At 60.7% G+C, this 25,330-nt stretch carries 22 protein-coding genes; 6 read left to right on the top strand and 16 right to left on the bottom strand.

Translation table 11 applies throughout. The features are described from left to right. Positions 1-120 precede the first annotated feature (120 nt). From AAEO81_RS02390 to AAEO81_RS02380, 3 genes are all read right to left on the bottom strand, one after another. Positions 121-717, bottom strand: a complete 597-nt coding sequence (locus AAEO81_RS02390; protein WP_341961401.1) for a YceI family protein — start codon at positions 715-717, stop codon at positions 121-123. Between the two features lie 29 nt (positions 718-746). Next, on the bottom strand, positions 747-1,298 hold the full coding sequence (locus tag AAEO81_RS02385) for a cytochrome b (RefSeq protein ID WP_341961400.1): 552 nt from the start codon (positions 1,296-1,298) through the stop codon (positions 747-749). A gap of 380 nt (positions 1,299-1,678) precedes the next feature. After that, complete coding sequence (locus tag AAEO81_RS02380; RefSeq protein ID WP_341961399.1) at positions 1,679-3,457, bottom strand: flavin monoamine oxidase family protein; 1,779 nt, start codon at positions 3,455-3,457, stop codon at positions 1,679-1,681. A gap of 235 nt (positions 3,458-3,692) precedes the next feature. Here AAEO81_RS02380 and AAEO81_RS02375 point away from each other — a divergent pair, with 235 nt between their 5' ends. Both AAEO81_RS02375 and AAEO81_RS02370 read left to right on the top strand, forming a co-directional pair. Continuing rightward, the gene (locus AAEO81_RS02375) at positions 3,693-5,099 is read left to right on the top strand and encodes an adenosylmethionine--8-amino-7-oxononanoate transaminase (RefSeq protein WP_341961397.1); all 1,407 of its coding nucleotides are present in this window, start codon (positions 3,693-3,695) and stop codon (positions 5,097-5,099) included. 147 nt (positions 5,100-5,246) lie between these two features. Then, on the top strand, positions 5,247-5,966 hold the full coding sequence (locus AAEO81_RS02370; protein WP_341961396.1) for a 16S rRNA (uracil(1498)-N(3))-methyltransferase: 720 nt from the start codon (positions 5,247-5,249) through the stop codon (positions 5,964-5,966). Between the two features lie 163 nt (positions 5,967-6,129). Here AAEO81_RS02370 and AAEO81_RS02365 read toward each other — a convergent pair whose 3' ends face one another. Then, on the bottom strand, positions 6,130-6,747 hold the full coding sequence (locus tag AAEO81_RS02365; RefSeq protein WP_166595729.1) for a hemolysin III family protein: 618 nt from the start codon (positions 6,745-6,747) through the stop codon (positions 6,130-6,132). Positions 6,748-6,912: 165 nt separating this feature from the next. Here AAEO81_RS02365 and AAEO81_RS02360 point away from each other — a divergent pair, with 165 nt between their 5' ends. Together AAEO81_RS02360 and AAEO81_RS02355 are read left to right on the top strand one after the other, a co-directional pair. Then, entirely contained in the window at positions 6,913-7,833 is a 921-nt protein-coding gene (locus tag AAEO81_RS02360) for a LysR substrate-binding domain-containing protein (RefSeq protein ID WP_341961395.1), read from the top strand. A gap of 74 nt (positions 7,834-7,907) precedes the next feature. Further along, positions 7,908-9,256, top strand: a protein-coding gene (locus tag AAEO81_RS02355) for an IS3 family transposase (RefSeq protein ID WP_341958632.1) whose coding sequence is annotated in 2 segments (ribosomal slippage) — positions 7,908-8,372 and positions 8,375-9,256 — 1,347 coding nt in all. Because the reading frame shifts where the segments join, the coding sequence is not laid out codon by codon here. Positions 9,257-9,451: 195 nt separating this feature from the next. Here AAEO81_RS02355 and madM read toward each other — a convergent pair. The 10 genes from madM to AAEO81_RS02305 form a co-directional block, all read right to left on the bottom strand. Next, positions 9,452-10,213: a malonate transporter subunit MadM gene (gene madM, locus AAEO81_RS02350; protein WP_341961394.1), complete on the bottom strand. Its 762-nt coding sequence runs from the start codon at positions 10,211-10,213 to the stop codon at positions 9,452-9,454. Between the two features lies 1 nt (position 10,214). Further along, positions 10,215-10,649 (bottom strand): malonate transporter subunit MadL, encoded by a 435-nt coding sequence (madL, locus tag AAEO81_RS02345; RefSeq protein WP_341961392.1) that lies wholly within the window; start codon positions 10,647-10,649, stop codon positions 10,215-10,217. 63 nt (positions 10,650-10,712) lie between these two features. Beyond that, a complete protein-coding gene (mdcH, locus tag AAEO81_RS02340; protein ID WP_341961391.1) occupies positions 10,713-11,648 on the bottom strand; it encodes a malonate decarboxylase subunit epsilon in 936 nt (311 codons plus the stop codon). After that, positions 11,645-12,283 carry a malonate decarboxylase holo-ACP synthase gene (locus AAEO81_RS02335; protein ID WP_341961389.1) on the bottom strand — a complete coding sequence of 213 codons (639 nt, stop codon included), beginning with the start codon at positions 12,281-12,283 and terminating at the stop codon, positions 11,645-11,647. Before AAEO81_RS02335 ends, mdcH begins: the two co-directional genes overlap by 4 nt. After that, positions 12,277-13,077: a biotin-independent malonate decarboxylase subunit gamma gene (mdcE, locus tag AAEO81_RS02330; RefSeq protein ID WP_341961387.1), complete on the bottom strand. Its 801-nt coding sequence runs from the start codon at positions 13,075-13,077 to the stop codon at positions 12,277-12,279. Before mdcE ends, AAEO81_RS02335 begins: the two co-directional genes overlap by 7 nt. Next, the gene (locus AAEO81_RS02325; protein ID WP_341961385.1) at positions 13,074-13,925 is read right to left on the bottom strand and encodes a biotin-independent malonate decarboxylase subunit beta; all 852 of its coding nucleotides are present in this window, start codon (positions 13,923-13,925) and stop codon (positions 13,074-13,076) included. Before AAEO81_RS02325 ends, mdcE begins: the two co-directional genes overlap by 4 nt. Continuing rightward, positions 13,918-14,217, bottom strand: a complete 300-nt coding sequence (locus tag AAEO81_RS02320; RefSeq protein WP_341961383.1) for a malonate decarboxylase subunit delta — start codon at positions 14,215-14,217, stop codon at positions 13,918-13,920. Before AAEO81_RS02320 ends, AAEO81_RS02325 begins: the two co-directional genes overlap by 8 nt. Position 14,218: 1 nt before the next feature. Continuing rightward, positions 14,219-15,106: a triphosphoribosyl-dephospho-CoA synthase gene (locus tag AAEO81_RS02315; RefSeq protein ID WP_341961382.1), complete on the bottom strand. Its 888-nt coding sequence runs from the start codon at positions 15,104-15,106 to the stop codon at positions 14,219-14,221. Next, positions 15,106-16,779, bottom strand: a complete 1,674-nt coding sequence (mdcA, locus tag AAEO81_RS02310) for a malonate decarboxylase subunit alpha (protein WP_341961380.1) — start codon at positions 16,777-16,779, stop codon at positions 15,106-15,108. The genes AAEO81_RS02315 and mdcA overlap by 1 nt, the downstream gene beginning before the upstream one ends. A gap of 106 nt (positions 16,780-16,885) precedes the next feature. Next, the gene (locus AAEO81_RS02305; protein ID WP_341961379.1) at positions 16,886-18,028 is read right to left on the bottom strand and encodes a Fic family protein; all 1,143 of its coding nucleotides are present in this window, start codon (positions 18,026-18,028) and stop codon (positions 16,886-16,888) included. 280 nt (positions 18,029-18,308) lie between these two features. Between AAEO81_RS02305 and AAEO81_RS02300 the strand changes: the two genes are divergently transcribed. Continuing rightward, on the top strand, positions 18,309-18,557 hold the full coding sequence (locus AAEO81_RS02300) for a ribbon-helix-helix protein, CopG family (RefSeq protein ID WP_341961377.1): 249 nt from the start codon (positions 18,309-18,311) through the stop codon (positions 18,555-18,557). Beyond that, positions 18,535-18,813, top strand: a complete 279-nt coding sequence (locus AAEO81_RS02295) for a type II toxin-antitoxin system RelE/ParE family toxin (RefSeq protein ID WP_341961376.1) — start codon at positions 18,535-18,537, stop codon at positions 18,811-18,813. Before AAEO81_RS02300 ends, AAEO81_RS02295 begins: the two co-directional genes overlap by 23 nt. A 43-nt stretch (positions 18,814-18,856) precedes the next feature. Here AAEO81_RS02295 and AAEO81_RS02290 read toward each other — a convergent pair whose 3' ends face one another. After that, the gene (locus AAEO81_RS02290) at positions 18,857-19,327 is read right to left on the bottom strand and encodes a chemotaxis protein CheW (RefSeq protein ID WP_341961375.1); all 471 of its coding nucleotides are present in this window, start codon (positions 19,325-19,327) and stop codon (positions 18,857-18,859) included. Continuing rightward, positions 19,320-25,301 (bottom strand): Hpt domain-containing protein, encoded by a 5,982-nt coding sequence (locus AAEO81_RS02285; protein ID WP_341961374.1) that lies wholly within the window; start codon positions 25,299-25,301, stop codon positions 19,320-19,322. The genes AAEO81_RS02290 and AAEO81_RS02285 overlap by 8 nt, the downstream gene beginning before the upstream one ends. Between the last annotated feature and the right edge of the window lie 29 nt (positions 25,302-25,330).

Here is a 25,330-nt window from a genome sequence, read left to right as displayed (position 1 = left end):
ATGAAAACGCCCCGACTGGTTCGGGGCGTTTTCATTTGTCGTGAACGTCGCCTCTGTGGGAGGCGGGGTCCAGCAAAAACGCCGACCCTGAGGTCGGCGTTTTCGGTGCTGCAGCCCGTTTTACTTGGCTTTGACGCCTTCGAACGAGATGTCGAAGGTGACGGTGTCAGACTGTGGACCCAGGTCCATCATCTTGCCGAAATCAGAACGCTTGATGGTGGTGGTACCGCTGAAGCCTGCACGGTAGCCGCCCCATGGATCCTTGCCTTCGCCGTTGAAGGTTGCCTTGATGACGACAGGCTTGGTGACGCCGTGCAGGGTCAGGTCGCCAGTTACGTCAGCTGTGTCTTTGCCGTCAGCATTCTTGCCAGTCGACTTGACGCTGGTGGACACGAACTTGGCGTCCGGGTAGGTCGCGACGTCCAGGAAGTCCTTGCTGCTGATGTGCTTGTTACGCTCAGCGTGGTTGGTGTCAACGCTGGCGGTTTTGATGTCGATGCTGATTTTGCTGTCTTCAGGCTTGGCAGCGTCAAAGCTGAAGTTACCGCTCCAGTCCTTGAACGTACCGTGGATGAAGCTGTAGCCCAGGTGGCTGATCTTGAAATCGATGAAGGCGTGCTGGCCTTCTTTGTCGATGGTGTAGTCAGCCGCCATGACCTGACCGGCCGACAGCAGAGCGGTACCCAGAGCCAGTGCAGCAAAAGTCTTTTTCAACATACGTCGTCTTCCTGTTTAGTGAGTCGAATTCAGGCCTTGCGGCCCAGCATGCGAATGAGCGTGGCATCACGATCAATGAAGTGATGCTTCAAGGCGGCCAGCCCGTGGAGTCCCGCAAAAATCACCAGCGTCCAGGCCAGATACAGGTGCACTTCGCCAGCCACGTCCGCCTGGTCGGGCAGTCCGCTGATCAGCGCAGGCACTTCAAACAATCCAAACACCGGTATCCCGACGCCTTCGGCGGTGGAGATCAGGTAACCGGCAAACATCACCAGGAACAGGTCCAGATAAAGGAACGCGTGCCCCAGTTTGGCAGCGATACGCACGAACTGGCTGTGATTATGCGGTGACGGCGGTGGCGGGCTGATGAGACGCCAGACCACGCGGATCAGCATAAAGAGAAACAGCGTGATACCGATGCTCTTGTGCAGATCAGGTCCCGCTTTACGCCAAGTGTCGTAGTAGCCGAGACCGACCATCCACAAACCCAAGGCAAACATCCCGAACACAGTCAGCGCGACACCCCAATGCAAAACGATGCTGACCCAGCCATATCGAGAAGAAGAGTTGCGTAACTGCATGGTTTCTTTCCTGTAGAAGCTGAGTGGAAGATTATCGGTTTATCTATCGAAAGAAAGCGCAAAATACTGCTTTGAAATATCAAGGAATGCGATAGAAACGTGTCGTCGTATTTTTCCTTTGGGTGGATTAACGGAACGTTATGGAATCCCTCATTCCTGTAGGGGCCGGCTTGCTGGCGAAGGCGGTGGTTCAGCCAATATTGGGGTGTCCGGGCTGACGCTTTCGCCAGCAAGCCGGCTCCTACGCGTTCCGCGCCCACATGCCTTCGCGAATAAATTCGCGCCCACCGGGTGTACAACACTCTAGACGTCGCTTTTATTCGCGGGCAAAAAAAAGCGCGGTATCAAACCGCGCCTTTCTCATTGCCTCATCTCAACGATCAGTTTTTGCTGTCCGTTGCCGGGGCTGCCGTTTTGTCGGTGGCAGGTTTGGCCGGGGCCTTCTTCGCGGCATCGGCTTTGGCAGGTGCCTTGTGGGTGGAAGCTGGCTTCGCAGGGGCCTTTTTCGCAGGCTCCTTTTTAGCCGGTTCTTTCTTCGCCGGAGCCTTTTTCGCAGGCTCGGCAGGTTTGGCGGGCTCGACCACCGGCGCAGGCGGCGGCGTGACAGGCGCTGGAGCCGGGGCAGGGGCTGGCGCAGGAGCAGGCTCTGGCGCTTTTTCGGCCGGTTTCGGCTCTGGTTTGGAACCGCCGAACATGTTGGAGAAGAAGCCGCCGATGCCGCCGCTGCTTTCTTTCGCAGGCTCAGGTGCCTTCGGTGGGGCGACTTTCACAGGTTCGAACGATTTGCCGGCTGCCAGATCCTGTACTTGGCTGGCCGCACGCTGACCGGTACGCAGCGCGCCTTCCAACGTGCCCGGGTACAGGCTGTCGGTGTGCTCGCCAGCAAAAGCTACGCGTTGCAACGGCTTTTCCCACAGACGCCAGTACTTGCTGATCTGGCCAGGGCCGAATGCCAGGTAGGCACCGCCCGTGGAAGGATCGACGCTGGAGCGACGGATTTCGTAACCGGTGAATGCACCGCGCGCCTGAGGGTAGAAAGCGTGCAGACGGATCAGCACCTGATCCACCATCTGTTTGTCGCCGAAGGCCTGCATGATGCGCGCATTGTCGCCAGACAGATTGATCACGGCATTGGCGCCGCCCTTCAAAGCAGGCTCGATCCAGAGCATGCCCAGTCCGGTGTTGCTGTAGATTTCGCCGGACATGCGGGCCTTGCTGTCCCAGACCGGAGTCTTGAACTTGAGCATGATCTGGTCATGCCAGCCGTAGTTGGTGCTCTTGATCGCGCCCTGATGCTGAGCATCCAGCGCCGGGGTCAATGTGATTTTGCTCAATGCGCGCAGCGGCACCGCAAGCACCACATACTCCGCCTCGTAACCCACCGAACCGACTTTGACGGTCACGCCGTCTTTGTCCTGGTTGATGGCCGAAACCGGCGAGTTGGTCTTGATCACTTTCAGCTGTTTGACGAACGCCTCGGCCAACACCGCACTGCCACCCGGCAGACGGGCCGCACGGCGGTCGCGGTCATCGATATCGCGACTCACCCGGGCCTGCTGTGCGAAGTACAGCAACGACAGGCGCGAAGGCTCGTCATAGCGTGTACGAATCTGCTGATTGATCAATTGACGAGCCGTTGGCGGGAGGGCCAGACGGTCGAGCCAGTTGGCGACGTTGATCTGGTCCAGCGCAAACAGCGTGCTGTTGGCGGCCGGGTTCAGAGGGTCGGTGATCGAGCGCGCCATGTCGTCCAGCGCCGCTTCGTAGCGCTTGATCGCTTCGGCAGTCGCGGGTTGTTTGGTGGCCAAATCGGCAGCGGAGAAATACTCGCCTTCGATCAGATAACCCGGCGTGCGCACGAACTCTGGCGCAGGCACAGGACTGAGCTTGAAGCGCTCCAGGTACTGATTGAGCACCGGCTGCGCCTTGGCATTGCCGATCCACTCACTGCCCGCCAAGCCAGATCGACCACCGACCGTGGGTTTGGCTTCCAGCAACGTGACTTGCCAGCCTTTGTTTTGCAGCTCGTAGGCCGCCGTCAGACCTGCAAGACCGCCACCGACCACGATGGCCGTATGGGGTTTATCCACAGCGAGCGCCGAAGCGCTGACCAGCCCAACCATCACCAGCGCACAGGCGCGCAGCCAACCAGAAAGCATTCAGCAAACTCCGGAATAAAACGTAGGAATTGTCGGGCTTTATCGCTCGATTCTTCAAAGAGCGCGAAGAATACGCCAGCCGGGAGAGGCCCGCCAGCAATGTCCGTCGGCGTTATTTCTGGCGTCAGCTATCCGAGAAAAGAAGGCATCAAAGGTTGTCCCGTTGCCGTGCATTGCATAGGCTTGCGCGATTGTTTTGCCTCGCCGAGTGCGAGCCGCCAGCTGGAGATGACCGATGGGCCTTAATAACGACTGGATGCAGCGCGACCTCAAGGTGTTATGGCACCCCTGCACCCAGATGAAAGACCATGAAAACCTGCCGCTGATCCCGATCAAACGGGGTGAAGGGGTGTGGCTGGAAGACTTCGAAGGCAAGCGTTACCTCGACGCCGTCAGTTCGTGGTGGGTCAACGTGTTCGGCCACGCCAACCCGCGCATCAATCAGCGCATCAAGGATCAGGTCGACCAGCTGGAACACGTGATCCTCGCCGGTTTCAGTCATCAGCCGGTGATCGAGCTCTCCGAGCGCCTCGTCGCCATGACGCCCGAGGGCTTGACCCGCTGCTTCTACGCCGACAACGGCTCGTCCTGCATCGAAGTCGCGTTGAAAATGAGCTTTCACTACTGGCTCAATCGCGGCAAGCCGGAAAAGAAACGCTACGTCACCCTGACCAACAGTTATCACGGCGAAACCGTAGCCGCGATGTCGGTGGGCGATGTGCCGCTGTTCACTGAAACCTACAAGGCGCTGCTGCTGGACACCATCAAGGTGCCAAGCCCGGACTGCTATCACCGGCCTGAGGGCGTGAGCTGGGAAGAACACACCCGCACGATGTTCGCGGTGATGGAACAGACGTTGGCGGACAACCATGACACCGTCGCGGCAGTGATCATCGAGCCGCTGATCCAGGGCGCGGGCGGCATGCGTATGTACGACCCGATCTACCTCAAGCTGCTGCGTGAGGCCTGCGATCGCTACGGCGTGCACCTGATTCATGACGAGATCGCGGTAGGTTTCGGTCGCACCGGGACGATGTTTGCCTGTGAGCAAGCCGGTATTCGTCCGGACTTCCTGTGCCTGTCAAAAGCCCTGACCGGCGGTTACCTGCCGCTGGCAGCGTGCCTGACCACCGATGACGTCTACAGCGCGTTTTACGATGACTACCCGACCCTGCGCGCCTTCCTGCACTCGCACAGCTACACCGGCAACCCGCTGGCCTGCGCCGCAGCCCTGGCGACGCTGGACATCTTCGAGCAGGACAACGTCATCGAGAACAACAAGGCGCTGGCCCAGCGCATGAAAACCGCGACGGCGCACCTGGTGGATCACCCGAACGTCGCCGAAGTACGCCAGACCGGGATGGCGCTCGCCATCGAGATGGTGCAGGACAAGGCCACCAAAACGGCCTATCCGTGGCAGGAACGTCGCGGCCTGAAAGTCTTCGAGCACGCCCTGACCCGTGGCGCGCTGCTGCGACCGCTGGGGAGCGTGGTGTATTTCCTGCCGCCGTACGTGATCACGCCAGAACAGATCGACTTCCTCGCCGAAGTTGCCAGCGAGGGCATCGACATCGCGACCCGCAGCAGCATCAGCGTGGCGGTGCGTGAGAACTTCCATCCGGATTTTCGTGATCCGGGTTGACGCTTTTCTGCGGATAACTCTGTAGGAGTGAGCTTGCTCGCGATTCGTCGTTTCAGACATCTTGATGTTGACTGACACTCCGCTATCGCGAGCAAGCTCACTCCTACAGAAGATAGCGTTGCATTCAACGAATACAGAGAAACAACCATGAGACTCTCCCGCTTTTTCATCGACGCCACCCTGAGCATCGGTGAGCACGAACTCCCCGAAGCCCAGGCCCATTACATCGGCCGAGTGTTGCGCATGGCCGAGGGCGATGCGGTGCAACTGTTCGACGGCTCAGGCCAGGAGTTTCGTGCCACATTGGTGGAAGTCGGCAAGAAGCGGGTCCGCGTTCAGGTGACCGAAAGCTTCGCGGGCCTCGCCGAATCGACCTTGCAGATTCACCTAGGCCAAGGCCTGTCTCGCGGCGAGCGCATGGATTGGGCGATTCAGAAAGCCACCGAATTGGGCGTCACGCAGATCACCCCCATCGTCAGCGAGCGCTGTGAAGTGCGCCTCAAGGATGAGCGCGCCGAGAAACGTCAGGCGCACTGGCAACAAATTGCGATCAGCGCTTGCGAGCAATGCGGGCGTTCCGTGGTGCCGGTGGTCAACCCGCCGGTCACCCTGAGCGACTGGCTCAAGCACACCGAAGCCGACCTGAAGCTGGTCTTGCACCCGGTGGCCGAACCGCTGGTAAGTCATGAAAAGCCGGGCACGCTGGCGTTTCTGATCGGCCCGGAAGGGGGATTGAACGACGCGGAAGTGGATCAGGCGCAAGACGCCGGTTTCCACGCCGCCCGCCTCGGCCCGCGCGTGCTGCGCACCGAGACCGCGCCAGTCGTCGCGTTGAGCGTGGCGCAGCATTTGTGGGGGGATTTTTAAAGGGCCGGGTGTCAAACCCGACATCCGCCCCCCAACCCTGTAGGAGCGAATTTATTCGCGAAAAAGTAGTACATCCGATGAAAACATGTCGGATGTACCCGCCTCTCGCGAATGAATTCGCTCCTACAGATTTGCGACCGCCCGCGAGACCGGATACGGACGCTCAAAGCACGTAGCGCGTGATCGCCACAAAATGCAGCAAACTCCCGGCAATCACAAACAGATGCCAGATGCCGTGCCAATGCCGAAAGCGCTTGTCGTAGGCAAAGAAAATAATCCCCACGGTGTACAGCACGCCGCCCAGCGCCAGCCAGGTAAACCCTGCCGTACCCAGCGCGGCCATCAGGGGTTTCACCGCCACCAACACAATCCAGCCCATCACCGCGTAAATCACGATGGACATGACCCGCGCCTCTGAGCGGGGTTTGATTTCCTGAAGGATGCCGATCACCGCCAGCCCCCAAACGATGCCGAACAGCGTCCAGCCCCACGGCCCGCGCAAAGTCACCAGGCAAAACGGCGTGTAACTCCCCGCGATCAGCAGGTAGATCGAAAAGTGATCCACCTTCTGCATGATCACCTTCGCCCGCCCCCGAACACTGTGATAAACGGTCGACGCGCTGTACAACATCACCAGCGCCACGCCATAGACCGCGACACTGACGATCTTCCACACATCACCGGCAAGGCTTGCGATCACCAACAACCAGACCGCACCGATGGACGCCAGCACCGCACCCACCAGGTGGGTCCAGGCGTTGAATTTCTCTCCGTAGTACATCCGCAAAAAACCTCTCTCAGTTGTACGACACTCGACAAGGCTCCAGCTTATGACCCAAAAGCGCAATGCATGTGTCAGTGTTAATGAGAATTTAATGCAGCCAGTCGGGTGTCAGTTGGGCACAATCAGCGGCTCGAACAACAAGAAAGGTCTGGAAGCGCCACGATGCAGATCGACGAAGAACTGACCCTCAAGAAGCTGGAGATTTTTCTGGCGTTCATGCGCACCGGCAATCTAGCCCGCGCCGCTGCGGAGTTGCAGACCAGCACCGTCAGCGTTCACCGGGCAATTCACTCGCTGGAAAACGCCTTGCGCTGCCCGCTGTTCAAACACGAGGGGCGCAACCTGACGCCGCTGGAAAGCGCCTACGTGCTGGAAGAAAGGGCGCAAAAGCTGGTGCAGGACGTGTTGAGCACGGTTGAACAGACGCGCGCGGCGGCAGGGTTTTCGGCGGCGCGGTTTAAGCTGGGCGCGCTGTATTCGTTAACGGTGAAGACTGTGCCGCAGCTGATCATGGGCCTGAAGCTCCGCCGCAGCGAGCTGAATATCGACCTGATTCTGGGATCGAACATCGACCTGTTCTTCAAGTTGAAGAACATGGAAGTGGACGCGATTCTGGTGTCGCTGAACGAAAGCGTCAGCGACCCGGATTGCGAGCAATTGCCGCTGTTTTCCGACGACATTTTCCTCGCCACCCCTGCTGATTCGCCGTTTGCGCAACAGGCGGAAGTGGACCTCGCTGACCTGCGGGAAATGACGTTCATCACCCTGACCCAAGGCTTCGCCACTCACCGCGACGGCACGCGAGTGTTCGAACAGGCGGGTTTTGAGCCGAAGGTGGCGATGCAAGTGAACGACATCTTCACGCTGCTGAGCATGGTCAGTTCAGGAGTCGGGTACGCGTTGCTGCCGGGGCGAATTGCAGCTGTCTATGAAAACCGCGTGCGCCTGATACCGCTGCAAGCGCGTTACCGCATGCAGCAGCACATTGGGTTGGTGTTCCTCAAAGCCCGTGAGCGCGACCCGAATCTGCTGGCGTTGCTGGCGGAATGCCGGATGTATTCGAATCGGCTGGAGCAGGGTTAGAACGCATTTCGGATGCAGTGATGACCTGAACTGCCCCCAAGAAGTTGGACACCCATCCAACCCCTGGGGGATCTATGATCAAGTACACCGAGCAGTTCAAGCTCACGGCGGTCACCGCCTACCTGAACGGCACCAACGGCTTCCGAACAGTGGCCAGACATTTTGGCATCGACTTCAGTCTCCTTCGACGCTGGGTCGCCAGTTATCGGACTGGCAACAGCATCAAGCCAATGTCGTATGCGCGGCGGTACAGCGAGGATTTCAAGCGCCAAGTCTTGACCTACATGCATGAGCATCGACTTTCGCTACGCCAGACCGCTGCGCATTTTGACCTTGGGCGGTCCTCCCTGATAGGCATCTGGCAACGCCAGTATTACAGTGACAGTCCTGTCACCCCTACTGCCATCCAGCCAGCCGACACGCCCATGAAAATCAAACCCGCCAAACCCACCGACACCAACGATGCACAAAAGCCACGAGAGCAGTTGATGGCTGAACTTGAGTACATGCGCATGGAGAACGCTGTCCTAAAGGAGCTCAAGGCCCTGCGCGAGGAAAAGGAGCGAACACGGGGGAAAAAGTCCTGATCGTCCGCAAACTCAAGCACCGATTCCCATTGCCCGACCTCCTTGAGCTGGTCGGGCTGGCACGCAGCACCTTCTATTACCAGGTCAAGGCTGAGCAGAAACCGGACCGGCATGCGGCGCTCAAGGAACGGGTGCAGCAGGAATATCACAAGCAGAGAGGGCTGTATGGCTATCGGCGTATTGCGCTTGCGCTCAGAAAGGAAGGAACGCTGGTCAACAAGAAGGTCATCGAACGGCTGATGGCCGAACAGGGTTTGCAATCGGTCGTACGGCCCAAGAAATACCGTTCCTACCGGGGGACTGTTGGCAAAATCGCCGCGAACCTGCTGGAGCGTAATTTTCATGCACCCCGGCCAAAACAGAAGTGGGTAACCGACGTCACCGAGTTCAAAGTGGGTCAGCAGAAGCTCTACTTGTCTCCTGTGATGGATTTGTACAACGGCGAAATCATCGCGTACGAAACAGCCAGTCGGCCTTACTACGAATTGGTGGGGAACATGCTCGACAAGGCGTTGGCTTGCTTGGGAGACGCGCCCAAACTGGTCGTTCATTCGGACCAGGGGTGGCACTACCAACAGCCACGCTATCGCCACGCACTCAGCGAAAAAGGCGTGAAGCAGAGCATGTCCCGCAAAGGCAATTGCCTGGATAATGCGGCGATGGAGAGTTTTTTCGGCACGCTGAAGTCAGAGTTTTTCTACCTGAAGCGTTTCGAGAGTGTGGAAGAATTGAAGGTCGGCCTGGATGAGTACATTCATTACTACAACCATGACCGCATCAAGCTGAGGCTCAATGGCATGAGTCCTGTTGAATACAGGACTCAGGCTGCGGCGTAAACTGTCCAACTTTTGGGGGGCAGTTCAGACCTGTGGGAGACGCCGGAGGTTACGACGGCAGCGAAAGCGCGGGGTCAGGTACAGATCCGTCGTCTGACCCACCGCTTTCGCGGCCGTCGTAACCTCCGGCTGCTCCCACAAAGATCGCGTCAGCCGCTGAAGATGGGGAGCGCAGAGGATTATGGCGCAGGGCGCTTAACCCAAAATCCCGCGCACGATGAAATACAGCAACGACGGCCCGAGCAAGCAGCCCAGCCCGGTATGGAACGTCGCCGTCAGCGCGCCGTACGGCACCAACCGCCGATCCGTCGCCGCCAGCCCTGCGGTCACGCCGCTCACTGTCCCGGCCAACCCACCAAACACCATCGCCGAGCGCGGGTTATCCAGGCCCATCCAGCGCGCCGCCATCGGGGTGCCGACCATCACCAGAATCGCCTTGATCAACCCGGTGGCAATCGACAGCGCCATCACGTCGGAGCTTGCGCCCAGTGCCGCACCGGTCACTGGCCCGACGATGTACGTCACAGCGCCCGCGCCAATGGTGGTGATGCTCACTGCATCGCGATAACCGAACGCATAAGCCACGCAGCACCCGACGATGAATGGCAAAACGGTGCCGAGGAACAACGAAAACGCGCCGATCAAACCGGCCTTTTTCGCCTCGGTGGCCTGCACTTCAAACGCCGTGGCGACGATAGCGAAATCGCGCAGCATCGCGCCCATCAGGCCGATCCCGGAAAACAGCGCCAAATCCGCCAGGCCCTTTTGACCGCCGGTCATCACCCCGCCGACCCACGCCAGCACCAGGCCAATCACGATGGCAATGGCCGAGCCGTGAATACGCCCGAAGGTCAGGCGCTTGGACAGCACCACGGAAATCCACATCACCACGCCGACCACCGCGAAGGCAGTGACCAGGCCCTGGCTGATCAGGTCTTTCTGAATGAGATCCCACATATCAACGACCTCCCGCTGGCGTTACGATCGGCGCAATCACCGACGCCTGGTTGACGGGCTCGTCTTCCCGAGGCAGCGGCTCGCCCTTGTTGATGCGGCTGATGAGCGCAATCGTGCAGCCACAGACAACCACCGAACCAATGGCAGCGATCACTGCAATCGGCCCGCCTTTCAAGGCCGTGACAACATTTTGCTGGGCAGCCATGGCCACGACCACCGGAATGTACATTGCGCCCCAGAAGCCGACGCCCATTTCGCAGCCTTCGCTCATGCCACCGCGTTTTTGCATGTAGAGACGGGCGCAGATCAGCAGGATCATCGCGATCCCGACACCGCCCACGTTGGATTTGACGCCCAGCAGCACGCCGAGCAAATCACCGAGAATCACCCCCGCGAGGGTGCAGATAGCCAGTAACGCAACGCCATAAATCACCATTGTTCTTATCCTCACTGTGCATCGTCGAAGTTGTTGTTTTTGTGTTCTTCGAAAGCAGCCGGTCTATGGGTGGCGAAGGTCCTCCTCTCGCGACAGGGCGCTCAATGTGTCCAGCCGGGCGCCCTGAAAAGCGACAACCGACCCTTGTTCAAACGTTTTTCGCGCCAGCCCCGTCAGCACGGTCCCGGGCGGCATTTCAATGTGCAGGCGCACGCCACGCTCATAGGCGGTTTGCACGGTGCTGCGCCAGTCGATGACCCGACACATGTTGAACGCCAGGTCGTCGCGTAATTTGTCGGCCGTGAACAGCGGGCGGGCGGTGCTGCCGCTCAGGTACTTTAGGGTCGGCGCTTGAATCGAGACCTGCGCGAACGCCTCGGCCAATGTCTGTGCGGGTTCACTCAGCAGCTCGCAATGGGACGGCACGCTGACCGCCAACCGTTTCGCCGCCGCGGCGCCCTGCTCTTTCGCCAAGGCCGCAACGCTGGCCATCGCTTGATCACTACCCGCGACGACGAACTGGGTGTCGGCGTTGATATTGGCCAGGTACACCGGCGTGCTTTCGCCGTGTATTTGCTGCACCAAGGACTCGACCGCGCCTTGATCCAGGCCGATCAACGCGGTCATGCCGTAGCCCTGTGGATACGCGTTTTGCATCAGTTCGCCACGCAGCGCCACCAAGCGCACGGCATCGGCAAAGCTCAGCGCCCCGGCAATCACCGCCGCCGGATACGCACCAATCGAAAGGCCGGCGACGTAATCGGGTTTGATGTCTTGAGCCATCAACCGTCGCGAACACGCGATCCCGGCGATCAGCAGGCAGAGCTGAACCGCCCGAGTCGACTGCAACGCTTCGTGGGAGTCCAGGTGGAGCACGTCCTCGTTCAGCGCATCGCTGGCTTCGCGCAAGCATTCATCGATCAACGGATCGCTCGGCAGTGCGTGCAACATGCCCGCCTGCTGCGCCCCCTGACCGGGAAATGCCCACAAGCTGCTCATGCTGCGCGCTCCTGAGGCTGCCAAGGGTTGCTCACCAACCGCGCGCCATCGTCGGCCTTGAGCAATACCTGCCGCGCCGAACTTGCCCATTCGCGCAAAGCGACTGCGCCGAATGGGGTTTGCAGTTGCAGGTCGATTCGGCAACTCGCGTCTTCCAGCGCCTTCACCAGCTCAGCCGCCTGCACACGACTGAAGAACCGGTCGGCACGCAGGATCAAATCCAGATCGCTGTCCTGGTGCAGCACCTTGATGCCGGTCGCTAGCTCAAAACCCGCGCTGCCCGCGATACCCCAAGGCAAGCCCACGGCATCCAGCACCGGGCGAATCTGCTTCAGTGCACGCAAGGCAGGCCAGTCGGTTTCGACCTTATCAACAGCGGCCACCAATTGCTCTGGCTTGACCTGCCGGGTGATAGCGGACAGCTTCATCACCGCAGCGAACCGTTGACCCCGAGAACGCCCACGCACGCCCACCGCCACATAGCCCTCATCGACCTGCGCCCGACGTACCACGAGCGGATGCCCCATGCTCACCACCTCGCCCACCCACGCCGGAGCGTCGGCAGGTACAGCGGCCAAGGGCAGCCCCCACAACAAGTCATGGGGCTGCACGGGCAGATGAGCGTTCATTACCACTGCGACCGCAGCAGTTCACGCACCTTGGAGGAAGCCGCCCGGTTCGGCGCACCCAGTCGCGAACTCAAGTCATGGCCGCTGGTTTGAACGTCTTTGACCGCTGCGATCAGGCATTCCTCGACGGCCGCTACGTCGCCAGCGGAAGGCTGTTCAATCTGGCTCACCGACAGGGTTTCCCAGAGCAGGCCCAACCCCGCGTAACTGTCAATGTCGTAGGCCATCGGCGGAATGCTCGCGGCGAGCTTTTCCAGTTCCTCGACGCTGCGCAATGTCACCCGCGCCGCCGATGCCTTGCCCATCGCGTGCACCATCACGCCGGGATCGCGCAGGGCAATCAGGCGATTGGCCTGGTAACCATGAGCGAGAAACGCGCCGGACATGGCCTTGCCCACCAGCAAGCCAATCACCGGATGCCCGGCCAGACGAGCGCGAGCGTACGCATCAACTGCTCCCGCCAGCGCCTGATGAATGCCCAAGGCTTCTTCGCGACGGCCATACGCCTGACTCGGCACATCGATGACCGCGATCAGAGCGCGTTTCTGTGGATTTTGGCGGTCCAGCTCGATGGCGGCATCCACAGCCTTCGCCAAACCCCAACCTTCCAGCAGTCCGACTTCACCGTTTTGCGCACGAGGAAAACGGTTGTCCGCATCCGCGACAACGGCCAGGAACCGCGCAGGCTGATCGCCCAGTTGACCGTCAGCGGCCTTCACCGACGTAGGCAGGCCGACGACCTCGGCAGCGCCCGCACTCAGCGCGTTGAACCAGTTCAAACCACGGCTCGATGCACTCATGGCTGTTCTCCTTGATACAGGCTGCGCACAGCGGCTGGGTCGATCTGCGACGTGGTGTCCAGCGCCGACAGGCGTTGCAGGAACACGCCGTATTGGCTGCTGCGCTCATGTTCGGGTGTGCCTTTTTGCAGCAACGTTTCCACCTGCTGCGAAATGGCCGCGATATCGTCAGGGACGTAGGCGTCTACCAAACCGCTGGCAAAGCGCTGCTCGCCACCGGTGAGGCTCCAGATGAACGGACGGTCGCGGGAGTCGTACTCTTCGATGCCCGCTTCCTGTTCGATCACCTGCGGGCCGTTCAATCCGAGGCGCGCTTCCTGAGTCACCACCAGATAACTGCACAGCCCCGCTGCGATGGACATGCCGCCGAAGCAACCGACGCTGCCCGCCACCACACCAATCACCGGCTGATAACGACGCAGATCGACAATGGCTGCGTGAATCTCGGCAATCGCGGCCAAACCCAGATTGGCCTCCTGCAAGCGCACTCCTCCGGTTTCCAGCAGCAACACCGCTGCGGTGGGGATGCCTTTACGATTGTCTTCTGCCGCCAATTCCAGCGCGCCGGCCATTTTTGCGCCGCCGACCTCCCCCATGCTGCCGCCCTGGAAGGCGCCTTCGATGGCGCAGATCACTACCGGCTGGCCACCTATCGAACCCTTGGCGACGATCACGCCGTCATCGGCTTGAGGCACCACGCCCTGCTTCGCCAGCCAGGGCGACGTGACGCGGGCGAACGGGTCGATCAATTCGCGAAAACTGCCTTCGTCGAGCAAGGCGCGGGCGCGCTGCCGGGCGCCGAGTTCGACGAAGCTGTGCTGTTTCAACAAGCGAGTGCTGTCAGTCATGACCGATCTCCTCGAAGCCTTGCTCCAGACGCAAACGCACCACGCCCGGGGTCGCGCCGAAATCGTGGATGTCGATGCTCAGCGCAGGCGGGGTCTGGCCGTCGAACATGCGGTCGAACAGGTGCTGCCAGCGAGCCGAACTGCCGTTCACCGAGGTCAACACCTGAATCGTCAATTTGCCGGGGACGCCGGGCTCAAGCAGCACTTCCAGATCGCCCGAGCCGACACAGCCCACCAGCGCACGGCCAAGTGGCGGCTGACCGGCGGGGAATTCAAAGGACAAGGTTTCCATTTCAGACATTCCTCGTTTCATTGCCGAGCGCAGGCTCCAGGCAATCGACAAACAGACATGCGGCGAGCAAATCGGCCGCGCCGCCAGGGGATGCATTCAGGCTCAACAGCTGCTGATCCAGCTCATGCAGGGCGCGTCGACCGCTCAGCGTCGCGCTGCCCCCCGCGTCCAGCACCTTTTGCGCGCCGTGCTGCATGGCCTGCAAACCTTGCTCGCCCGCGCGGTACAGCACGCAGGTGTCGGACAGCGTGGTCATGATCGCCAGCAGCGCGTCGAGCCGTGCGTTCTGCTCGCCATTACCTGTCGAGCGGCTGCGTTTGAGTTGTGGCAAGCCAGTTTGCGTGACTGCCGGAAAGCCCATCTGCGCCTGTTCGCGTGCGCCCATCGCGCCGAATTTGCGCGCGACCTGAGCGCCGTGGCTGTTGCTGACGGGCTGATTACGGTCTTCGATCAAGGCCAGACACCCAGCGCGCAGTCCCAACCCCGCAGGCGACAGATCAGACGCATCAAGTGCAGCGGCCGTGACCAGCAGACCGAGCGCCCAGATCGCGCCCCGGTGGGTGTTTACGCCCCCGGTAGTGCGCATCATTGCGACTTCGCCTTCGCGACCGATGCGGCCAATCGCTTCGCGCAAAGGCTGGCCAATCTCGCCGATCTCAATGGCCGCTTCCGCCATTTCTTTAAATGCAGGCCATAGCGACAGCGCCGACGCGTGCATCAGGCCCAGGTGCAGGTCCTTGTGCGCGCCGCTGCTGCGACGGTCTACCAGCGCCGGTTTGGGTGACAGATCGGCTTCGTCGATCAGCGCGTCCACCGCCAGATCTGCCAGACGCTCGGCCAGAGGCAGCGAACGCGGCGCGTCGTTGAATGCAACGTTGAGTGCACGCATCACCAGCTCCTGAATTTCGCAGGCGGGTTGTACAAACCACCGGACCACTCCACCAGCTCGGCGATGCTTTTGGCGGCCAGCAGCTCGCGGCTGGCGTCGGTGCGACGAATCCCCAAGTCCTCAGGCAGCGCGATCAAACCTTCGCGACGCATGCGGGCGGTGTCTTTGGGGTTGTGGCGCAGGCCAATCGAGGTGACGCCCGCGACCGCTGCGATCATTGCCTGGCGCTCTTCGAGGCTGCGCGCCTTGTAGAGATAGGCGATGCCCTCTTCGGTCAGCAAGTGGGTCACGTCGTCGCCGTAGACCATGATCGGGGCCAGCGGCATGCCGCTTTTCTTGGCCACGTCGATGGCGTCCAGCGTTTCGACGAAGGTCGGTTTACCGCCTTCCTGGAAGGTCTCGACCATCTGCACCACGAGCTTTTTGCCGCGTTCGAGGTAGGCATCGGTGTCCGGGTTTTGCTGACGCATGTCGAGCCAGGCCGGGGTGCTGTGGCGACGACCGCGCGGGTCGTGGCCCATATTCGGCGCGCCGCCGAAACCGGCGAGCCGACCACGGGTAACGGTCGAGGAATGACCATCGCCATCCACCTGCAACGTGGCGCCGATGAACAGATCCACCGCGTACTGCCCGGCCAGCTGGCACATCATCCGGTTGGAACGCATCGAGCCGTCGCGACCGGTGAAGAACACGTCCGGGCGGGCCGCGATGTAATTCTCCATGCCCAGTTCGGTGCCGAAGCAATGCACACTTTCGACCCAGCCGCTTTCGATGGCCGGGATCAGGGTCGGATGGGGATTGAGGGTCCAGTTGCGGCAGATTTTGCCTTTCAGACCCAGCGACTCGCCGTAGGTCGGCAGGATCAGCTCAATGGCAGCCGTGTTGAAACCAATGCCGTGGTTCAGCGACTGAACGTTGTGTTTCTCGTAGATGCCGCGAATCGCCATCATCGCCATCAGCACGTGAACAGGCTTGATATGGCGCGGATCACGGGTGAACAGCGGTTCGATGTAGAAAGGCTTGTCGGCCACCACCACGAAGTCGACCCACGATGCGGGGATGTCCACGCGCGGCAGGTCGCTGACGTCATCCACCAGTTGATTCACCTGCACGATGACGATGCCGTCGCTGAACGCGGCAGGCTCGATCAGGGCCGGGGTGTCTTCAGTGCTGGCGCCGGTGTAGATGTTGCCTGCGCGGTCGGCCATGAACCCGGCAGATAAGACGACGTTGGGAATCAGGTCCACCAACAGGCGGGAATACAGCTCGATGTACGTGTGAATCGCGCCGATTTCCAGCAGGCCGTCTTCCAGCAACTGGCTGATGCGCAGACTTTGCGTACCGGCAAAAGAGAAATCGAGCTTGCGGGCGATGCCACGTTCGAAGAGGTCCAGGTGTTCGGCGCGGCCGACGCTGGGCATGATCATGTGCAGGTCATGGAGCTTGCCGGGATCGGCCTTGACCAGAGAGCGTGAAAGAAAATCCGCCTGTTTCTGATTGTTGCCTTCAAGCACCACGCGATCACCGGGCGCAATCAACGCCTCCAGTGCCGCGACGATCTTGTCGGTGGGCAGAACCACGCCATCGGCGAGGGAACGCACTTGCTCGAGCCGCCGCTGCTTTTCGCTGCGACGACGCGACCAGCGCGGGTCAAGTTTTGTTGTAGTCGTCATGCTGACTCCACGAGTTCGCTGTCGTGGGTCACATTAGGGCGAGTGGGTTGGGGGCATCAATCAAGCAGAGACGCGGATCGTTACGGTTGGAGTAATGATGGGTGCGTCACCCGTTGATTTGATAACGGGTATTTCGCCCGCCTCCTGGAAGTTTCATCAGGCAGCCTTTTTCCAGCAGGTCTGAAAGATGGCGAGTTGCGGTGGCCTTGCTGACCGTGGCGACGGCCTGATATTGCGCTGCACTGATACCCTCGACGAATCCCCCACCGGCTTTTTCGGACAACACGTCACCGTTCAGCAAACGGTTGAGGACTTTGGTTTGCTCAGGAGAAAGGCCAGCATCCCGGTGCTTTTGCCAGAAACGCGCCTTCGCCAGCACGCGGTCGATACGTTGCATCGCCTGTTTAAGCGTATCGAGCAGGGTCTCCAGAAACCAGACCAGCCAGGAAGTAAGATTGACGTCGCCACGCTGGGTGGCTTCCAGAATCTGGTAATAATCCTGACGGGTGTTGAGGATGCTTGCGGACATGGCATAGAAACGGATCGTCTGATGTTCACCCTGTGCCAGCGCCAGATCGGTGATCGCACGTGTCAGACGACCGTTGCCATCGTCGAAGGGATGCAATGTGACGAACCAGAAATGCGCGATGCCTGCGCGCAGCAGAGGATCGAGGGTCGGGTCTGATCGGCTGGTGTTGAACCAATAGAAAAAACCCTCCAGCTGTTTCTCCAGTCCATCGCGGCGCGGAGCCTCGAAATGCACCACAGGCCGGTCGATGCGACCGGACACCACCTGCATCGGTTCCTCCCCCCTGAGCACTCCAACCCGGACGTGATGGGCCAGCAGCGAATCGGTCTCGGGAAACAGCAAACGGTGCCAGTGCATCAGTCGAGAAGAGTCTAGTGGCAGGTCGTGCCGCTGTGTGGCATCCAACATCAGCTCTGCCAATCCTTCGCTGCGCGCGCTCACCCGCTCATCGCTGAGCAGCCCGAGACGTTTGGCAAGCGAGGACCGCACAGAACCTACGTTCAACTGCTCGCCTTCGATCGCCGACGACATGATAGTGTTTTGCAGCAAAGCGTCGAGTTCGGTCTGCGCACTGGCTTCCTCTCCAGAAGCCCGAATCATGCCCAGCAACTGCCCTTGCGCCTGTGTGCAGGTACGCAACAAAGGCGCCAATGACTCGACTTTCCACGTGAAAGCGGGCCAGTGGGGGTGCTGCCAGATCCATTCCACGGAGTTATTCAAGAGAAGGCCTCAATGCGGGGTGAGCCGAATATGGTGGATATACGGCTCATATAATGAGCCGAATATGCGATTTATTCGGCTCATAGTCCAGCTTGGGCATCGGTGAACGGCGATAAATATGTACCACCCTCCTATTGAACCGGCTCGCTAACCTTCTGCCTTTGGAGTGAGCGAGCTGAAGCCTGTGCCAACCATGCCGGAATTGCCCTTTGCGCATTACCCCCCTACAGTTGTCGAGACTGTATACGACGTATACAACCACTCAAGCTCAGAGGGACTCATGCCATCAACCGTATTGTCATTTCGAGCCGATGAAGAAATGGTGAGCAAACTCGACCAACTGGCCGAAGCCACCGAACGTGATCGCCAATACCACCTTAAACGAGCGCTGAGCCGATATCTGGAGGCTGAGCTCTGGCATCTGCAGGCGATTGCGGAGGGAGTCTCTGACGCCGATGCCGGCCATCTGACCGATCTGGAATTTGTAAAAGAGAAATGGGTGAAGCGTGCTGAAAATAGCCCTGACTGATAAAGCGCAGAGCGATCTGGAGGCCGTACACGAATACTACGCAGTCTATTCAGGGGATGAAGCGGCCAACCGCATCGTGATCGAGATGCTCGAAGCGCTGACGCCTCTGATGACATTCACTGGATTAGGACGCCCCTCTCAATCGCCAGATATCAGGGAGTTCGTTTTCCCAAGATTCCCCTACGTGGCGCCCTATCGAGTAAAAAACAACCAAGTCCAGATCTTAAGGGTGTTGCACCAGCGCGCAAATCGATAGGGCTGGCAGTGGGAACCCACATACCGGGCTCGGCTCAAATCCCCTACACCAACCCCGCATCCACCAACCACTGCTCCAACCCCACCAGATCCGGCACTTTCGCGACCGTCTCGCCCACCTGCACCGCCGCCAGTTCCAGCTCGGCAAGCGGCACATCGACGTAACTCAACTGGCTGTCCAGTTTGCACGACCGTGGAATCCCTTGGGTCAGCAAGGCGATGAATTTCAGGTCAGGCCTTCCGCCCAATGCGTTGAGGACGACGATGCGTGCTCGGCCGCCAACGCGGGCGCGGTTGCCGCAGGCGGCTTCGAAGCAGAGCAGCGGGAGACTGCGGTGGCGCCAATTGATGGGGCCCAGGTACCACTGAGGCGCGGCAGGGTCGGCGACGCTGTCTTGATAGTCGATCAATTCGGCGACAGCCACGTTGGGCAGCAGCAGGTGCCGGTCGCTCAAGGGGATGAGCAGGCCGGTGAGGCTGGTCAGGCGTGCGGTTTGGGTCGTGGTGTCAGACATGCACGTGGCTCCAGTGAGCGATGCTCTCCAGCAGCGCTGCTTCCTGATACGGCTTGCTCATGTAGTCGTTGACCCCCAGCGCCATGGCCCGGTCCCGGTGTTTTTGCCCGGAGCGGGAGGTGATCATGATGATCGGCAGGTGCTTCAACGCTTCGTCCTCGCGCACTTTGCTGGCCACCTCGAAGCCGTCCATGCGCGGCATTTCGATGTCGAGCAGCATCAGGTCTGGTGTGTGTTCCTGAAGCAGCGCCATGGCGTCCACCCCGTCCTTGGCGGTCAATACGTTCATGCCGTTGCGCTCCAGCAAACGGCCCGTGACCTTGCGCACGGTGACCGAATCGTCGACCACCATCACCAGCAACGGACGTGTCTGTTCGGGTTCGACATAACGGGACGGCGCCTGACCCGACACTTGCAACGCCAGCATCTGTGCGTGCAAGCGGCGGATGTGGGCGAACAGGTCGAGGATCAGCACCACGCGCCCGTCGCCGAGAATGGTCGCGCCGGAAATTCCCTGCACGCCCGCGAACTGCGGGCCAAGGTTTTTCACGACAATTTCCCGCGACCCCATTAAAGCGTCCACCTGCACGGCCACCCACTGGTCATGCACGTGCACCAGCAGCACCGGCAGCGGTTGGGTCTGGCCCGAGAATTTCGGTGGTTGGCCATTGTTAATCAGCTCACCGAGGTAGCGCAGCTCATAGGTGCGCTCGCCGTATTGATAACGCGGCGGCGTGGATTGGTAATACGCCTCCAGCTCACCGGGCATGACCCGCACGATGCCTTCGACACTGTTCAGCGGCACCGCGTATTGCTCGTCGCCGCACTGCACCATCAGCGCCCGATTCACCGACACCGAGAACGGCAGTCGAATGCGGAAACGCGCCCCCTGCCCCGCTCTCGAATCGATGACCATAGAGCCGCCCAACTCTTTCACCTCGGCGTGCACCACGTCCATCCCGACGCCACGCCCGGAGATCTGCGTGATGGTCTCAGCAGTCGAAAAACCGGCCTGAAGAATGAACTGCAAGGTGTCGTGTTCGCTCAGCTCGGCATCCGGGGCGATCAAGCCACGCTTGATCGCCTTGCGCCGCACGGCTTCGAAATCGACACCGGCGCCGTCGTCGCTCAATTCGATGACAATATCGCCGCCTTCATGCGCAAGGCTGAGGGTGATGTGGCCGGTTTCAGACTTGCCCGCAGCGAGGCGCTTTTCGGTGCTTTCCAGGCCGTGGTCAATGGCGTTGCGCAGCATGTGTTCCAGCGGCGCGACCATGCGTTCCAGGACGTTGCGGTCCATTTCGCCTTCAGCGTTGACCACGTCGAACTTGACCTTTTTATGCAGCTCGCCCGAGACCTGTCGCACGATGCGGCGAAGGCGCGGCACCATGCGTTCGAAAGGCACCATGCGTGTGCGCATCAGGTTTTCTTGCAGCTCGGTGTTCACCCGCGCCTGTTGCGACAGCAGCGTTTCGGCCTCATGAGTGCGGGTTTCCAGGGTTTCCTTGAGGTCCATCAGGTCGGACGCGGACTCGAACAACGCGCGGGACAATTGCTGCAGTTGTGAATGCCGGTCCATTTCCAGCGGATCGAATTCCTCGTAGCCCTCACGCTCTGCCTGATGATCGCGGCTGAGAATCCGGCCTTGGGTCTCAATGTCCAATCGACGCAATTGGTCGCGCATCCGCTCGATGGTGGTTTCCATCTCGGCGAGGGTGATCTGGGCGTCGCTGACCTGCTGTTCGATGCGCCCCCGGAAGATCGACGTTTCACCCGCCAGATTCACCAAATCCTCCAACTGCTCGGCAGGCACCTTGACCATTTCCGGGCCGCTGCGCTCGGCTTCGGCATCCGGCGTGGCGGGGGCTGGCTCTGCGACTGACGGTGCTACAACGGGCAAAATCTCCGCAGGTTTGGCGACGACTTCCTGAACGCCGCCCGAAGCGGAATAGTGCGCAATGCTCTCGATCAGCAGCGCCGGGTTGGGGAGCGGCTCGTAACCGCGCACGGCATCGACCATGTCAGCGAGCATGTCGTGCCCGCTTTGCAGCAAGCCATTGAGCAGCGCACTGTTCTTCAGCGCGCCGGACGCAAGGCCCTCGTACAGCGACTCCATCTCATGGGCGAGGTCGCCAATCGGGGCGATTTCCACCATCCGCGCACCGCCCTTGAGGGTGTGCAGGTCACGCAGGAGGTTCTCGACTTCAACGGTGTTTTGCGGGTCGGCCTGCCAACGTACCAACGCAGTGCTGGAGCTCTCAATGATGTCGTCGGCTTCTTCGAGAAAGATCTCCAGCAGCTCGGGATCGCGCTCGTCCAGCGGTTGGATCATCGAGCCGACATTTCTGGGCTCGGCGTCGGCTGCCAGCACAGGCCCCGTGGACTGTCGAAACGACCGAATCGATTCGATCAACCCTTGAGGGGACGCCAGTTCGCTGCGGTTTTGCAGTTGTTCAAGCATCAGGGCCAGGTGATCGTGGCTGCGAATCAGCAAATCCGCCAGCGCCGGGGTGTGACTGCAACGCCGGTCGATCAGGCTTTCATACAACGATTCAAGCTCGTGCCCCAGGTCGCCGACTGGACCGATTTCAGCCATCCGCGCGCCGCCCTTGAGGGTGTGCAAATCCCGTTGCAGCGAAGACAGCGGCATCGGATTTTCAGGGTCGTCCAGCCAGCGCTGCAGGGCATGGCCTGCGCTGTCGAGGATGTCGACGGCCTCCTCAAGGAAGATGTCGACGATTTCCTGATCGATGTCATCGCGCTCGGGCTTAGCCTCGATAGGCTCAGCCTCCAGATGACCGGTGGCCTCGCTCAGTTCGGTCACGCGGGTCGCCAGCCCGCCGTCGCTCTTGATCACGCCCATGGCAGACGGGTCGAGCCCCTCTTCCAGCAACTCGCGCAGCGCCCGGACACGCTCGGGGCAGGCCTGAACCTGCTGGCCCGCCGCGACCTGATCGAGCATGTTGATCAGCGCTTCATGGGCGTTTTCGGCTTCATGAAAGAAGCGTTCGCTGACCGCCAGACTGCTCTCTTCAACCGCGCCATACAGGTCGAGCAGGGCTTCGCACAGCTCATCGACCTGCGGCAGATCGGCCATGTGCGCGCCGTGGCCGAGCATGGTCAGTTCATCGAGCAGCGCGTTGAGCTCCTGCCGCTCCCCCGGATGCTGCCGCCAGCGTTTGAGCAGGTTTTCGGCGTCCAGCAGGATGTCCATGCCTTCGGCCAGGAAGCTGGCGATCAGTTGCGGATTACGGCGAATACGCAGGCCGTTGTTGTCGGCGCTCAAGGCGGCGGCCATCCGGTCGTCGAGCAGTTCGTGAGCGGCGGCGATCAGCGCGGCAGCGCCTTCGATGGGCATCAGCGGATCGACATCCAGCTGCGCCAACCCTTGATGAAACAGCGGTTCGGCTGAGCGCAGCAGATCAATTTCAGGCGAGCCGACGGCGATCAGGTTGGTCTTGAACTCGCGCACCAACTGATCAAGCGGGCTGGCCAATTCGGCCATCGGCAACACGCCCGCCATGTAGGCGCTGCCCTTGAGGGTGTGCAACGCGCGGAGCAAATCGTCGCTGAACGAGGGCGATTCTTCGCCCTGAGCGGCGTTGAGGTAGCGATTCAGCACGTCCAGATGGGTCTGGGCTTCCTGACGGAAAATCTCCAGCAATTGCGGGTCGAAACCCTCGTCTTCCGGCTCTGCGATCGGGACAGGTGCCGCCACCTCAGGGGTTTCGCTTTCGCCTTGGGCCAACGCGTGGGCACGGGCAGCGAGCAGGTCCACGTCGTCGCGCTGACGCTGCACGTCTTCGGCGAAGTCCCGGATGACATCCGGCAGCAGCATCAGTACGTCGCGCAACAATTGCTGCACTTGCGTTGTAGGTTCAACGTTGCGCTCAAGCACGCGGTTGAGCAGGTTTTCCACCGACCACGCCAACTCACCGATGATCAGCGCCCGGACCATGCGCCCGCTGCCTTTGAGCGTGTGAAACGCTCGACGCATCTCGCCCAGCGCCGACAGATTCTCGGCATCGTGCAGCCAGCGCGGCAAATATTCGTGCAGCGCTTCGAGCACTTCATCGGTTTCTTCGAGGAACACGTCGCGCAGTTCATCGTCCACCGGCGGCTCGTCCTTGGGCGGCGGCAGCAGACTGGCGGGGACGTGACGCGCAGGCGGGTTGACGGCAGACACCGGGCTGGCCAGAACTTGGGCGATGCTCTGGCCATCATTGGACACAGCTGGCTCGTGCAGCTCGTCCTGACGCACGATCTCTTCGAGGACCGGTACGTCGGCCTCGGCGACCGGCGAATAACCGAGTTTGGCCAGGCTCTCCTGAGCCAGGTCCAGCACATGCTCGCCCGGCGCTTCCGGGTCTTCGGCCATGCGCTCAAGGTAATACTCGATGCCGATGATGACGTCGGCCAGATGGTCCAGTTGCGACCACGCCGGACGCTCGCCGTCCTTCAACAGATGCTCGACAATGTAGTCATTGCACGCTGCCAGCAGCCCCGATGCGCGGGCCAGCGGAATCATCGCCAGCGCACCGCGCACTTGCGTCAGCTGCGCAGACAGCGGCGACAACCGCTCGCGATCCCGATCGCCATCCAGGTAATCGTCGATGGCGTCCTTGGCCTGCTGCAACACGGCGCGGGCCTCTTTGATGACCAACTGGTGAATCTGGCTCAGGTCCGTGGTGGGCAAACGGCTTTCTTCGGGGCTGCTCTGATCAACGGTTCCAGCCATGCCCGCCAGCGTCGCTTCGACGTAGAGCAACGCGCCCGCGACGTCCATGAGGGTCGGGTCATTGGGTTCACGTTGGCCCTGGGCCATGCCTTGCACCACGGCAAGCTGATCGATGATGACCTTGCGCGGCTGGCCGAAACCCAGCACCGCCAGCGTGTCGGCGATCTGCCGAAGAGGCGGCAGCAAGGCGTTGAGTTCGCTCACGTGCTGCCGGTCGCCACGGACGAAAACGTCCAGTCGCTCCTTGGTGCCGACCAGCTCATCGCACAAGGCGATGATCACCGAGCGCATGGCGTCCCGGTCAGGGCCGGCCAGCCGTGTGCGCTCTTCATCCACGAGCGCGCTTTCAGGCAGGGCTTCGGCCAGGCCGTATTGATCCTTCAAATCCATCATCCTTTGCGCCTGACTGTCCGATTTGGCGATGTAAAACAGCAAACTTTTCAGCAGCTCATCCGGAGCGGGCTGATTGATGCCTGCGATGCCCTGCTCCAGCAGCCGCTTGAGTTCCTTGTCGGCATCCTTGAACAGGCTGCGCAGGGCCGGGCTGTTGGAGAAATGCCCGCCCGCCATGGTCTCGACCAGCGCGGACGCGATGCGCCACAGCGGTTCCAGCGGCGCATCCCGACACAGCACTTCGAGGCGGGCGAAGACCTTGCTCATGTAGCCGAGCTGGGTCTGCATGTCTTGTTCGCGCAGCACGCCGACCAGTGCGGTCTGCAGGCTCTGGCGCCACTTGCGCAATTTGACGGGAAGTTCGGGAAGGTCGCGCTCAGCCAGCGCCTGTTCGTCGAGCTCCGGAATCGACAGCAGTTGCGGCGAAAAGAGGCTGGTTTCCGAGAGCAGGCTTTCGCCTCGTGCGCTGCGCAGGTCGTTGAGCAGTGGCAGCACCACCAGCGGCAGGTCGCGTCGGGCGGAATACACGCGGTCCAGGTACACCGGCAATTGGCTCATCGCCAGATTCAACAGCTGGACGGCCTCGGCTTCTTGCCCCACATGCCCGTTTTGCAGCGCCACCGCGAGCTGCTCGATCTCTTCGGCAAACAGTGCGGCGCCATAGAACTCGATCATTTGCAGGCTGCCGTGGACCTGATGGATGAAGCCCAGGCAGACGTCCATGGCCGCAGGGTCATGAGGACGCGCGACGAAAATGTCGAGTGCCTGCCGGGCGTGCTTCAGGGTGTCGGCGATCTCGCCCTTGACCCACTCCAGGGCCACGTAGTCGTGACGGTCAGCCATGGTGGCTCCAGTTGCCCAAGTCCTGTGAC

The organism is Pseudomonas sp. RC10 (genome assembly GCF_038397775.1).
Lineage (GTDB): Bacteria > Pseudomonadota > Gammaproteobacteria > Pseudomonadales > Pseudomonadaceae > Aquipseudomonas > Aquipseudomonas bambusae.
Note: the sequence above shows the minus strand (reverse complement) of the source record. Positions and strands in the feature narration are given on the sequence as shown.

Coding starts and splice junctions, on each gene's coding strand:
- madM (WP_341961394.1), bottom strand. CDS start 10,213: ATGTGGGATCTCATTCAGAAAGACCTGATCAGCCAGGGCCTGGTCACT.
- madL (WP_341961392.1), bottom strand. CDS start 10,649: ATGGTGATTTATGGCGTTGCGTTACTGGCTATCTGCACCCTCGCGGGG.
- AAEO81_RS02290 (WP_341961375.1), bottom strand. CDS start 19,327: ATGTCTGACACCACGACCCAAACCGCACGCCTGACCAGCCTCACCGGC.
- AAEO81_RS02360 (WP_341961395.1), top strand. CDS start 6,913: ATGCAGATCGACGAAGAACTGACCCTCAAGAAGCTGGAGATTTTTCTG.
- mdcA (WP_341961380.1), bottom strand. CDS start 16,779: ATGACGACTACAACAAAACTTGACCCGCGCTGGTCGCGTCGTCGCAGC.
- AAEO81_RS02375 (WP_341961397.1), top strand. CDS start 3,693: ATGGGCCTTAATAACGACTGGATGCAGCGCGACCTCAAGGTGTTATGG.
- AAEO81_RS02380 (WP_341961399.1), bottom strand. CDS start 3,457: ATGCTTTCTGGTTGGCTGCGCGCCTGTGCGCTGGTGATGGTTGGGCTG.
- AAEO81_RS02300 (WP_341961377.1), top strand. CDS start 18,309: ATGCCATCAACCGTATTGTCATTTCGAGCCGATGAAGAAATGGTGAGC.
- AAEO81_RS02385 (WP_341961400.1), bottom strand. CDS start 1,298: ATGCAGTTACGCAACTCTTCTTCTCGATATGGCTGGGTCAGCATCGTT.
- AAEO81_RS02320 (WP_341961383.1), bottom strand. CDS start 14,217: ATGGAAACCTTGTCCTTTGAATTCCCCGCCGGTCAGCCGCCACTTGGC.
- AAEO81_RS02315 (WP_341961382.1), bottom strand. CDS start 15,106: ATGCGTGCACTCAACGTTGCATTCAACGACGCGCCGCGTTCGCTGCCT.
- AAEO81_RS02325 (WP_341961385.1), bottom strand. CDS start 13,925: ATGACTGACAGCACTCGCTTGTTGAAACAGCACAGCTTCGTCGAACTC.
- mdcE (WP_341961387.1), bottom strand. CDS start 13,077: ATGAGTGCATCGAGCCGTGGTTTGAACTGGTTCAACGCGCTGAGTGCG.
- mdcH (WP_341961391.1), bottom strand. CDS start 11,648: ATGAGCAGCTTGTGGGCATTTCCCGGTCAGGGGGCGCAGCAGGCGGGC.
- AAEO81_RS02370 (WP_341961396.1), top strand. CDS start 5,247: ATGAGACTCTCCCGCTTTTTCATCGACGCCACCCTGAGCATCGGTGAG.
- AAEO81_RS02365 (WP_166595729.1), bottom strand. CDS start 6,747: ATGTACTACGGAGAGAAATTCAACGCCTGGACCCACCTGGTGGGTGCG.
- AAEO81_RS02390 (WP_341961401.1), bottom strand. CDS start 717: ATGTTGAAAAAGACTTTTGCTGCACTGGCTCTGGGTACCGCTCTGCTG.
- AAEO81_RS02285 (WP_341961374.1), bottom strand. CDS start 25,301: ATGGCTGACCGTCACGACTACGTGGCCCTGGAGTGGGTCAAGGGCGAG.